The following is an 11,232-nucleotide window of genomic DNA, read 5'->3' on the forward strand; positions in this document are numbered from 1 at the left end:
AGTCGACAGGGTCGACTCCAGAGCTTACTGGATCAGTTGTCGTAACCCAGGTTCGGCGCCAGCCAGCGTTCGGTTACGCTCAATTCCTGACCTTTACGCGAGGTGTAGCTCTGCACCTGATCCTTGTCGATCTTGCCCACTGCGAAGTACTGCGCCTGCGGGTGAGCGAAGTACCAGCCGCTGACCGCCGCCGCCGGGAACATCGCGTAGTGTTCGGTGAGGAACACGCCGCTGCGGCCGGCACGCATTTCGGCGGCCTCGGGGTCGAGCAGGGCAAACAGCGCGGCCTTCTCGGTGTGATCGGGGCACGCCGGGTAGCCCGGAGCAGGGCGGATGCCGGTGTATTGCTCTTTGATCAGCGCCTCGTTGTCCAGCGTCTCGTCCTTGGCATAACCCCAGTAATCCTTGCGAACCTGCTGGTGCAGCCATTCGGCACAGGCCTCGGCCAGACGGTCGGCCAGGGCCTTGACCATGATCGAGTTGTAATCGTCGCCGGCGTCCTGATACGCCTTGGCCACTTCTTCGGCACCGATGCCGGCGGTGGTGATGAAACCTCCCACGTAGTCGGTGATTTCGCTGTCCTTCGGTGCAACGAAGTCGGCCAGGGAGAAGTTCGGCTTGCCGTCGGTCTTGATGATCTGCTGACGCAGGTGATGCAGCTTGGCCAATGGCTTGCCGTCATCGCCGTAGACTTCGATGTCGTCGTCACGCACCTGGTTGGCTGGCCAGAAGCCGAACACTGCGCGGGCGCTGATCAGTTTCTCGTCGATCAGCTTGGCGAGCATTTCCTGGGCATCGGCGTACAGCGCGGTGGCGGCTTCACCGACCACTTCATCCGTGAGGATGCGCGGGAACTTGCCGGCCAGGTCCCAGGAGATGAAGAACGGCGTCCAGTCGATGTATTCGGCCAGGACTTTCAGGTCGATGTTGTCCAGCACTTTGGAGCCGGTGAACGTCGGTTTGACCGGCGCGTAGGTGCTCCAGTCGAACTGCGGCTTCTTGGCGATGGCCGCCGGATAGCTCAGGCGTTCGGTGCGGGCGCTGCGGTTGGCAGTACGTTCGCGAACGTCGATGTATTCCAGACGGGTCTTCTCGACGAAACCGGCTTTCAATTCCTTGGACAGCAACTGCGTCGCCACGCCCACGGCGCGGGAGGCGTCGGTCACGTAGATCACCGCGTCGTTGCTGTACTTGGGCTCGATCTTCACCGCCGTGTGTGCCTTGGAGGTGGTCGCGCCGCCGATCATCAACGGCAGGTGGAAGTCCTGGCGCTGCATTTCGCGGGCGACGTGGACCATTTCATCCAGCGACGGCGTGATCAGGCCGGACAGACCGATGATGTCGCACTTCTGCTCCTTGGCCACTTGCAGGATCTTCTCGGCCGGCACCATCACGCCGAGGTCGACGATGTCGTAGCCGTTGCAGCCGAGCACCACGCCGACGATGTTCTTGCCGATGTCATGCACGTCGCCTTTCACCGTTGCCATCAGGATCTTGCCCTTGGCTTCCGGCTTGTCACCTTTTTCCAGTTCGATGAACGGGATCAAGTGGGCTACGGCCTGCTTCATTACGCGAGCGGATTTCACCACCTGCGGCAGGAACATTTTGCCGGCGCCGAACAGGTCGCCGACGATGTTCATGCCGGACATCAGCGGGCCTTCGATCACTTCGATCGGGCGGGCGAACGATTGGCGCGATTCTTCGGTGTCTTCGACGATGTGCGTGGTGATGCCCTTGACCAGTGCGTGCTCAAGACGTTTGTTGACCTCCCAGCCGCGCCATTCTTCGGTCTCGGCTTCCTTGACGCTGCCGTCGCCCTTGTACTTGTCGGCGATGGCGAGGAGGGCGTCGGTGCCTTCCGGGGTGCGGTTGAGGATCACGTCTTCGACGGCGTCGCGCAATTCCACCGGGATCTGGTCATAGATCTCCAGTTGGCCGGCGTTGACGATACCCATGGTCAGGCCGTTGCGGATCGCGTACAGCAGGAACACCGAGTGAATCGCCTCACGCACCGGGTTATTGCCGCGGAACGAGAACGACACGTTCGACACGCCGCCCGAAGTCAGGGCGTACGGCAGTTCGTCGCGGATGTAGGCACAGGCGTTGATGAAGTCCACAGCGTAGTTGTTGTGTTCTTCAATACCGGTGGCCACGGCAAAGATGTTCGGGTCGAAGATGATGTCTTCCGGCGGGAAGCCGACTTCGTTGACCAGAATGTCGTAGGAGCGTTTGCAGATTTCTTTCTTGCGCGCTTCGGTGTCGGCCTGGCCGGCTTCGTCGAAGGCCATCACGACGACTGCAGCGCCGTAGCGTTTGCACAGCTTGGCGTGATGGATGAACTGCTCGACGCCTTCTTTCATGCTGATCGAGTTGACGATGCCCTTGCCCTGGATGCATTTCAGGCCGGCTTCGATCACTTCCCATTTCGAGGAGTCGATCATGATCGGTACGCGGGAGATGTCCGGTTCGCCGGCAATCAGATTGAGGAAGGTCACCATGGCCTTCTTCGAATCGAGCATCCCTTCGTCCATGTTGATATCGATCACCTGGGCGCCGGCTTCGACCTGCTGCAGGGCGACTTCCAGGGCTTCGGTGTAGTTGTCTTCACGGATCAGCCGGGCGAATTTGGCCGAGCCGGTGATGTTGGTGCGCTCGCCGACGTTGACGAACAACGAGCTGCGATCGATGGTGAACGGCTCCAGGCCGGAGAGGCGGCAGGCCTTCGCAATGTCCGGGATTTCACGCGGTGCATAACCGGCCACGGCTTTGGCGATGGCTTCGATATGGCCCGGCGTGGTGCCGCAGCAACCGCCGACGATGTTGAGGAAGCCGCTTTGGGCGAATTCTTCGATGACCTTGGCGGTTTGCGACGGCAGTTCGTCGTACTCGCCGAATTCGTTCGGCAGGCCGGCGTTCGGGTGCGCCGAAACGTGGGTGCCGGCCTTGTTCGACAGCTCTTCCAGGTACGGGCGCAGTTCGCTGGCGCCGAGGGCACAGTTCAGGCCGACCGAAATCGGTTTGGCGTGGGCCACGGAGTTCCAGAACGCTTCGGTGGTCTGGCCGGAAAGGGTACGGCCGGAGGCGTCGGTGATGGTGCCGGAAATCATGATCGGCAGCTCGATGCCCAACTCTTCGAACACGCCTTGTACGGCGAAGATCGCGGCTTTGGCGTTCAGGGTGTCGAAAATGGTTTCGATCAGGATCAGGTCGGCGCCGCCTTCGATCAGGCCTTTGGTGGCCTCGGTGTAGTTTTCCACCAGTTCATCGAAGGTCACGTTGCGATAGCCGGGGTTGTTCACGTCCGGGGACAGCGAGCAGGTGCGGCTGGTCGGGCCGAGCACGCCGGCGACGAAGCGCGGCTTGTCCGGGTTCTCGAGGGTTTTCGCATCGGCAATCTTGCGGGCCAGGCGAGCGCCTTCTACGTTCAGTTCGTAGGCCAGTTCTTCCATGCCGTAGTCGGCCATGGAAATCCGCGTGGCGTTGAAGGTGTTGGTTTCCAGAATGTCAGCGCCGGCATCCAGGTAGGCTTTTTCGATGCCACCGATCACGTCCGGGCGCGTCAGCACCAACAGGTCGTTGTTGCCTTTGACATCGCTTGGCCAGTCGGCAAAGCGTTTGCCACGGTAATCCTGTTCCTCGAGCTTGTAGCTCTGGATCATCGTGCCCATGCCGCCATCGAGAATCAGAATGCGCTCTTTGAGGGCGTGCTTGAGGGCTTGAAGGCGAACACTGCGATCGGACATTGGGACTACTCGGAAAGACCATGACGAAGGGGCGGAATCATAGCAAACCTGTGCGGTTTTAGAGCATGTCGGGGAATTGCATGAATATCGCTCATGTTGGTCGGCGCGCTGTCCCGGTAGAATCGCTGCGTTTTTTCAAGGATCGGGAACAGGGACATGTCGTATCGCGTCGTCATCAGCAGCGTACTGCTGTTTTTAAGCTGGGGCGCCGTGGCGCAGGGCCTGGCGCCTTCCGCTGCCATTTCCTACACCCGCGACATCCAACCGATCTTCACCGAAAAGTGCGTGGCCTGCCATACCTGCAATGACGCCGCCTGTCAGCTCAACCTGGGCAGCGGCGAAGGCGCGGCGCGCGGTGCGTCGAAAGTCCCGGTTTACGACGGCGACCGCAGCCAGGCGGCCGCGCCGACCCGGTTGTTTTATGACGCCTTCGGCAAGCACGCCTGGCAGCAAAAAGGCTTCTATCCGGTACTTGACGCCCAGGGCAGCCAGGCCGCGTTGATGGCGCGGATGCTGGAACTGGGGCACAAAACGCCGCTGACGCCCAATGCCAAATTGCCGGAAGACATCGTCCTGGGCCTCAATCGTGAAAACATGTGCGCGATGCCGGCCGAGTTCGACGGTTACGCGGGCGCTCATCCGAAGGAAGGCATGCCGCTGGCGGTCACGGGCCTGACCGATCAGCAGTACCAGACGCTGCAACGCTGGCTGGCCTCGGGTGCGCCGATCGATGAACAAGGCCTGGTGCCTTCGGCGAAAGAAGCCTTGCAGGTGGTGCAGTGGGAAAACCTGCTCAACTCGCCGGGCGCCCGGCAGAGCCTGGTGGGGCGCTGGTTGTTCGAGCACTGGTTCCTTGCCCACATTTACTTCAAGGACGGTGAGCCGGGGCATTTCTTCCAATGGGTGCGTTCGCGCACGCCGACCGGCCAGCCGATTGACCTGATCAACACCCGCCGCCCGAATGACGATCCGGGCACGCAGGTGTATTACCGCTTGTGGCCGGTGCAGGGCGTGATCGTGCAGAAGACCCACATCACCTACCCGCTGAGCGCGGCGAAGATGGCGCGGGTCAAAAGCCTGTTTTACAACGGCAACTGGCAGGCCAATGCCTTGCCGGGTTACGGTCCGGAGCGCCGGGCCAATCCGTTTGCCACGTTCGAGGCGATTCCGGCGCAGGCGCGCTATCAGTTCATGCTCGATAACGCCGAATATTTCGTGCGCACGTTTATCCGCGGGCCGGTGTGCCGTGGGCAGATCGCCACGGATGTGATTCGCGATAACTTCTGGGCGCTGTTCCAGGCGCCGGAACACGATCTCTACATCATCGACCCGATCTACCGGGGCCAGGCCACGCCGTTGCTGGCCATGCCGGGGCAGAACGACGATGTCGGCAGCGTGCTGAGCCTGTGGCATGACTATCGCGACAAACGTAACGAGTACGAAGTGCTGCGCCGCGACAACTACGCCGACGCGCCCGCGCCGAGCTGGTCGACTTTGTGGGCCGGCAACGACAATGCATTGCTGACTATCTTCCGGCATTTCGACAGCGCCTCGGTGAACAAGGGCCTGATCGGCGATGTGCCGCAAACGATGTGGCTGTTCGATTTTCCGTTGCTGGAGCGCACGTATTATCAGTTGGCGGTCAACTTCGACGTGTACGGCAACGTTTCCCATCAAGCGCAGACGCGCCTGTATTTCGACCTGATCCGTAATGGCGCCGAGCAGAACTTCCTGCGCCTGATGCCCGCCGATTCACGCGACGACTATCTCGACGACTGGTACCAGAGCAGCGGTAAATTCAAGATGTGGCTGGATTACGAGGCCATCGACAACGACAAGCCGACGGCACTGAACCTCGACGAAAAAGACCCGAAACGCGACTTTTCCATGCAACTGCTGGCCCGTTACGGTGAGCTCAATGCCAAGCCCGATCCGATCAATCGCTGCGACGGGGCCTATTGCTCGCGGCCGAACATCGACCCGGATTTGCAGAGCGCCGAGCAGGCCTTGAGTCGCCTGACCTCACGGCCCGCCGCCGGGTTGAAGGTCATTGACCAACTGCCGGAAGCGACGATGCTGCGTATCGAAGCCGCAAGCGGCAAACGCGAGGTTTATAGCCTGTTGCGCAACCGCGCACACAGCAACGTCGCATTCCTGCTCGGTGAGTCGCTGCGTTATCAGCCGGGGCTCGACACGCTGACCATTTTTCCGGGTGTGCTCAGCAGCTATCCGAACTTCATGTTCAACATTCCCGCCGATCAGGTGCCAGCCTTTGTCGAGGCGATGGAAAACGCCAAGGATGCCAATCGCTTCGAGAAAATCGTCGAACGCTGGGGGATTCGCCGCAGTCATCCGCAATTCTGGTTCTACTTCCATGACCTGAGCCGGTACGTCCACGAAACCGACCCGGTGGAAGAGGGCGTGCTGGACATGAATCGCTACGAGAATCTCTGAATCCCCTTAACTAACGTAGGAGCGAAGCTTGCTCGCGAAGGTGTATCAGCTACATACATGTCGCCTGACACACCTTCGCGAGCAAGCTTCGCTCCTACATTAGGCAGGGGGTATTGTCGTAATCTTTCCCGACAAAAATACTAGGACTTTGTGCGGCGCGATGATTGGCGTAAACTGCGCCCAAGCCTGCGAGGAGTTTCCATGACCGCTATTACCATTACCGACGCCGCCCACGATTACCTGGCTGATCTGCTCTCCAAGCAGAACACCCCGGGCATCGGCATCCGCGTCTTCATCACCCAGCCTGGCACCCAGTACGCCGAAACCTGCATTGCTTATTGCAAGCCGGGCGAAGAAAAACCTGAAGACACCGCGCTGGGGCTGAAAAGCTTCACTGCTTACATCGACTCGTTCAGCGAAGCTTTCCTGGACGATGCGGTTGTCGACTACGCCACCGACCGCATGGGCGGCCAGCTGACCATCAAGGCGCCAAACGCCAAAGTCCCGATGGTCAACGCCGACAGCCCGATCAACGAGCGCATCAACTACTACCTGCAAACCGAGATCAATCCGGGGCTCGCGAGCCACGGCGGTCAGGTCAGCCTGATCGATGTGGTCGATGATGGCATTGCCGTGTTGAAGTTCGGCGGCGGTTGCCAGGGCTGCGGCCAGGCAGACGTCACCCTGCGTGAAGGCATCGAGCGCACCTTGCTCGAGCGCATTCCCGAGCTCAAGGGTGTTCGTGACGTGACTGACCACACGCAGAAAGAAAACGCCTACTACTAAGGCGTTCGCTGCGACATGAAAAACGGCGCCCCGTGAGCGCCGTTTTTTTATGGGTGAAATTCATTGGCCCCATCGTCGGAACGCCGCCCGGAGCCGGCTCACTCCCACAGGGGATTTGTGGCGGAAACAAATCCCTTGTGGGAGCGAGCCGGCTCCGGGCGGCGCTCCGACGATGGGGGCCTATGGCCGATACAAATGCGCATGCCCGGCGCGATACAGCGACGACTCGCTAAAGTGATCGCTGCCCAACACCCGACCCACCAGAATCAACGCCGTGCGCCGAAACCCCTTCGCCTCAACCTTCCCGGCAATATCCGCAATCGTCCCCACCACCCAATCCTGATCCGGCCAGGTCGCCCGGTGAATCACCGCAATCGGACAATCCGAGCCGTAATGCGGCAGCAATTCAACCAGGATTTTCTCCAGGTGATTCACCCCCAAATGAATGGCCATGGTCGCCCCATGCTGCGCCAGGCTGCCCAGCTCTTCACCGGCCGGCATCGCGGTCTTGTCGGCGTAGCGGGTCAGGATCACGCTCTGTGACACGTCCGGCAACGTCAGCTCCGCACCCAACAGCGCTGCACACGCCGCCGTCGCGGTAACGCCGGGAATGATTTCAAACGCAATATCGAGTTCGCGCAGGTAACGAATCTGCTCGCCAATCGCGCCATACAGGCTCGGATCGCCGGAATGCACGCGCGCCACATCCTGGCCGTTGGCATGGGCGGTTTTGATCAGCTCGATGATCTGTTCCAGGTGCAGTTCGGCGCTGTTGACCACCTGTTCGGCGTTGTGGCCTTCCAGTACGGCGGCGGGCACCAGTGAGCCGGCGTAGATGATTACCGGGCAGCTGCGAATCAGCCGCTGGCCTTTGACGGTGATCAGTTCCGGGTCGCCGGGACCTGCGCCAATGAAATAGACGGTCATCGTCGTTTCCTGTCAAAAAAGGGGCTGGGCAAGGCTTCAGATGAAGATTGCTCATGATCGAAGGCGAGGATTATCGGGGATTTTACGCAGCGCAGGCCAATGCCAGGGTCGCCTGGGCATATTTTTGTCGGGAAATCAGCAGTTTTGCCGGCGCCTGGGCCAGTTGTTCGGCAAGGGCGAGGGCGGCGCTTTCTGCTACGCCGTAGCAGCCGGTGCGCTCAAAAGCGATTTCCGAACGGTGGCTGAGTTGCGGTTGATAACCGGCCAGTTCTTCACTGCTGAAGTACGTCAGCGGCAATTCGAGTTGTGCGGCAAGCTCGATCAGGCCCGGTTCGTCGCGCTTCAGATCGATGCTGGCCAACGCCGTGATTTGCTGAAGTCCGATTTGATGCGCCTGTAATGCCTGATCGAGTAACGCCCGAAGCGTGCTGACGGGGCAGCCGCGCTGGCAGCCCAGGCCGACCACTAACGTCGGCGCTGTGCTGGTGTCGATCATGCGTGGTATTGACCATCGCTTTTGCGGCGGAACAACCAGGCGCTGATCAGGCCCAGGGCCAGCCAGAATCCGAGGTTGGTCAGCTGCGAAGCGATTTTGAATTGCGTTTCCAGGGCTTGCGGCGCGAGCATCGAGTGCACTTCCGGTTGTGGTGCACCGATCACGTGAGGGACGGCGAGAATCGCCACGCCCAGGATCTTCATCAGCCAGTGGCGGCTGAAAGCGATCAGCGCGATGCCGACGGCGGTGGACGCTGCAGTGCCGATCCACCAGATTTGCCGTTGTGCCAGGTCAGCTGCTGCCGTGCCCGGTAGTTCCGGCGGCAGGCCGAGGGTCGGTGCCAGTACAAACGTCGCGTAACCGGCCAGGCCCCAGAGCAAGCCCTGCGAGGTTTTGGTCGGCGAGCGCAGCGTGTAGAGGCCCGCGAGCATCAGGGCAAAACCGACAGCCACTACCAGGTTGCCGCCAGTTGTCGACAGCACGCGCTGCCAGCCGTCTTCCGGCTCCCAGGCTTCTGCATCGTGGGTGTGAGCGGCGGTACCGGCGGCGTGTTCATGAACTTCAACAGCGGCCGGCTCGGATTTTTCGTAAGTCTCGGCCTGCAGAATCAGCGGAGCGACCCAGAAGCTTTGCAGCAGGGTCAGCAACAGGGCGGCCAGCAGCCCTGTGAAACCTGCGGTTTGCGCAATACGCTTGATCATGTCGACAGGTCTCAATGGCACGGGAAGGCGGAGCTGTGACGGGTATCGTGCGCAGCGTTGTGCACCGCTTCGATGTGCGAGAAACCGGCGAAATACACCAGGCACGCGCCTAGGATCGACGCGCAGACGGCGGCGGTCAGGCGTTGAGCCAGGGTGGTCGTGGTGGTGCTGGTGGATGTGTGGCCGGTGCTGCTGATGATCGACATGGCGCTTCCCTCTGGTCTGTCAGCGGGTGAATAGAGCGCATGGAAGACCCCTGCGAATCGGGCTCGCAGAGATTCAAACAGCGCCCGCCCACCGCGGGTTTGTTATTCAGTGAACGTAATCGTCACTTTGTGTTGCGGGCCGGTCTCCGGGCTCACGAGGGGTTTTGGCGTCAGCCGAAACCTGCAAGCGTCACCTTCCCATGCCGAACTGCTGGCACAGTGGATCTGACGCTTCGCTCGCTTACCGTTGCGGGGGCAGCACCGGACTGACATGGCTTTGAGTAAAGCACATGAATCACCGGTTTCCCGTTTCACCCTGTGAAGGGCACCCGTAACAAGGTGTGTAGGAGAGCATGGGCGGGGGTTGGGCGTCAATTGGCAAGGGTTCTCAACTCGGAACCGAGTCGCTCCCTTCGCGGGCAAGCCTCGCTCCTACAGGGGATCGCATTTCTCTGTAGGAGCGAGCGATGCGGCGACCCGACTTGCCCGCGAAGGGGCCGGTACGGGCGCCACAAGACATTGACCCGCCCCCACACCATGCGTAGCCTTGCGCATTCGAGGTTCTTCGGCGTTTGCCGGAGCTAAGAAGGGAACGCGGTCGATGCCGCGGCTGCCCCCGCAACTGTGAACGGTGATGTTCGCTGCCACGCCACTGCAAACCTGTCCAACGGGTTCGCGGGAAGGCGCAGCCAACGCCAGTCTCGCGACAGGCACACCGTCAGCCAGGAGACCTGCCTCGACACGAATTCTCACTACAACCGGGCGGGGTGATCCGGTGGCGAACTCTTCCGCGCGCCTGTCGCTGCGGTCGTCGTCCCGCATGCCCGCCACCTTGCCAAAGGGCATCCGATGAAAACACTGGCCAAACTCCCCGTCACCATCGTTACCGGCTTCCTCGGCTCGGGCAAAACCACCTTGCTGCGGCACATGCTCGATAACGCGCAGGGCCGCCGCATCGCGGTGATCGTCAACGAGTTCGGCGAGCTGGGCATCGACGGCGAAATCCTCAAGCAGTGCTCCATCGGTTGCACCGAAGAAGAAGCCAACGGCCGCGTCTACGAACTGGCCAACGGCTGCCTGTGCTGCACCGTCCAGGAAGAATTTTTCCCGGTGATGCGTGAACTGGTGGCCCGTCGCGGCGACCTCGATCACATTCTGATCGAAACGTCGGGCCTGGCCCTGCCAAAACCTTTGGTCCAGGCCTTCCAGTGGCCGGAAATCCGCAGCGCCTGCACCGTTGACGCGGTGATCACCGTGGTCGACAGCCCGGCCGTGGCGGCCGGCACGTTCGCCGCGTTCCCGGACCAAGTGGATGCCCAGCGCAAACTCGACCCGAACCTGGACCACGAATCGCCGCTGCACGAGCTGTTCGCCGACCAACTGGCCAGCGCCGACCTGGTGATTCTCAACAAGGCCGACCTGATCAGCGCCGAAGACCTGGCCCGCGTACGCCTGGAAGTCGCCGAAGAACTGCCGCCCGCCGTCAAAGTCATCGAAGCCAGCAGCGGTCGCCTGCCACTGGACGTGCTGATCGGTCTCGGCGCCGGCTCCGAAGAACACATCGACAGCCGTCATAGCCACCACGATCATCACCACGACGGCGATGACCATGACGACCACGATCACGACGCGTTCGACTCCATTTCCATCGAACTGCCACAAGCCGACGAAAGCCTGTTGATGGACGCGCTGACGCAATTGGTGGTCAAGCACGGCATCCTGCGGGTCAAGGGTTTCGCGGCGATCCCGAACAAGCCGATGCGCCTGTTGATCCAGGGCGTGGGCACGCGTTTCGACAAGCATTTCGACCGTCAGTGGGGCGCCGACGAAGCACGCACCACGCGTCTGGTGCTGATCGGCCAGGCGCTCGACGCCGCGCAACTCGAAGCGCAACTGCGCGCCGCGCTCAGCGTTTAACC

The 11,232-nt window shown here is 61.2% G+C and carries 8 protein-coding genes and 2 riboswitches; of the genes, 3 read left to right on the forward strand and 5 right to left on the reverse strand.

What is annotated here, in order from left to right; genetic code table 11:
• Positions 1 to 32: 32 nt before the first annotated feature.
• Positions 33 to 3,743 carry a methionine synthase gene (gene metH, locus KGA82_RS12115; protein ID WP_008035800.1) on the reverse strand — a complete coding sequence of 1,237 codons (3,711 nt, stop codon included), beginning with the start codon at positions 3,741 to 3,743 and terminating at the stop codon, positions 33 to 35.
• A gap of 156 nt (positions 3,744 to 3,899) precedes the next feature.
• Between metH and KGA82_RS12120 the strand changes: the two genes are divergently transcribed.
• Both KGA82_RS12120 and nfuA read left to right on the forward strand, forming a co-directional pair.
• Positions 3,900 to 6,197 (forward strand): fatty acid cis/trans isomerase, encoded by a 2,298-nt coding sequence (locus tag KGA82_RS12120; protein ID WP_223450468.1) that lies wholly within the window; start codon positions 3,900 to 3,902, stop codon positions 6,195 to 6,197.
• A gap of 201 nt (positions 6,198 to 6,398) precedes the next feature.
• Positions 6,399 to 6,983 (forward strand): Fe-S biogenesis protein NfuA, encoded by a 585-nt coding sequence (gene nfuA, locus KGA82_RS12125; protein ID WP_008035804.1) that lies wholly within the window; start codon positions 6,399 to 6,401, stop codon positions 6,981 to 6,983.
• Between the two features lie 180 nt (positions 6,984 to 7,163).
• On the opposite strand, the gene cobM is transcribed toward nfuA, so the two are convergent.
• The 4 genes from cobM to KGA82_RS12145 all read right to left on the reverse strand — a co-directional run bounded on the left by cobM (position 7,164) and on the right by KGA82_RS12145 (position 9,313).
• On the reverse strand, positions 7,164 to 7,910 hold the full coding sequence (gene cobM / locus KGA82_RS12130; protein ID WP_223450470.1) for a precorrin-4 C(11)-methyltransferase: 747 nt from the start codon (positions 7,908 to 7,910) through the stop codon (positions 7,164 to 7,166).
• Between the two features lie 82 nt (positions 7,911 to 7,992).
• The gene (locus KGA82_RS12135; RefSeq protein ID WP_223450472.1) at positions 7,993 to 8,406 is read right to left on the reverse strand and encodes a cobalamin biosynthesis protein; all 414 of its coding nucleotides are present in this window, start codon (positions 8,404 to 8,406) and stop codon (positions 7,993 to 7,995) included.
• A complete protein-coding gene (locus KGA82_RS12140; protein ID WP_223450474.1) occupies positions 8,403 to 9,107 on the reverse strand; it encodes a CbtA family protein in 705 nt (234 codons plus the stop codon). Before KGA82_RS12140 ends, KGA82_RS12135 begins: the two co-directional genes overlap by 4 nt.
• Positions 9,108 to 9,118: 11 nt before the next feature.
• Positions 9,119 to 9,313, reverse strand: coding sequence for a CbtB domain-containing protein (locus tag KGA82_RS12145; RefSeq protein ID WP_008040066.1), 195 nt, complete (start codon positions 9,311 to 9,313; stop codon positions 9,119 to 9,121).
• 119 nt (positions 9,314 to 9,432) lie between these two features.
• A riboswitch (cobalamin riboswitch) is annotated at positions 9,433 to 9,661 on the reverse strand.
• A gap of 193 nt (positions 9,662 to 9,854) precedes the next feature.
• A riboswitch (cobalamin riboswitch) is annotated at positions 9,855 to 10,067 on the forward strand.
• A gap of 95 nt (positions 10,068 to 10,162) precedes the next feature.
• On the opposite strand from KGA82_RS12145, the gene cobW reads away from it, so the two are divergent.
• On the forward strand, positions 10,163 to 11,230 hold the full coding sequence (gene cobW / locus KGA82_RS12150; RefSeq protein WP_008035722.1) for a cobalamin biosynthesis protein CobW: 1,068 nt from the start codon (positions 10,163 to 10,165) through the stop codon (positions 11,228 to 11,230).
• The last annotated feature ends 2 nt before the right edge of the window (positions 11,231 to 11,232 follow it).

It is taken from the genome of Pseudomonas sp. BF-RE-22 (assembly GCF_019956155.1).
Taxonomy (GTDB): domain Bacteria; phylum Pseudomonadota; class Gammaproteobacteria; order Pseudomonadales; family Pseudomonadaceae; genus Aquipseudomonas; species Aquipseudomonas migulae.

Bases quoted from the DNA above. Each gene is read 5' to 3' on its own strand.
- metH (WP_008035800.1), bottom strand. From the start codon at position 3,743: ATGTCCGATCGCAGTGTTCGCCTTCAAGCCCTCAAGCACGCCCTCAAA.
- KGA82_RS12120 (WP_223450468.1), top strand. From the start codon at position 3,900: ATGTCGTATCGCGTCGTCATCAGCAGCGTACTGCTGTTTTTAAGCTGG.
- nfuA (WP_008035804.1), top strand. From the start codon at position 6,399: ATGACCGCTATTACCATTACCGACGCCGCCCACGATTACCTGGCTGAT.
- cobM (WP_223450470.1), bottom strand. From the start codon at position 7,910: ATGACCGTCTATTTCATTGGCGCAGGTCCCGGCGACCCGGAACTGATC.
- KGA82_RS12135 (WP_223450472.1), bottom strand. From the start codon at position 8,406: ATGATCGACACCAGCACAGCGCCGACGTTAGTGGTCGGCCTGGGCTGC.
- KGA82_RS12140 (WP_223450474.1), bottom strand. From the start codon at position 9,107: ATGATCAAGCGTATTGCGCAAACCGCAGGTTTCACAGGGCTGCTGGCC.
- KGA82_RS12145 (WP_008040066.1), bottom strand. From the start codon at position 9,313: ATGTCGATCATCAGCAGCACCGGCCACACATCCACCAGCACCACCACG.
- cobW (WP_008035722.1), top strand. From the start codon at position 10,163: ATGAAAACACTGGCCAAACTCCCCGTCACCATCGTTACCGGCTTCCTC.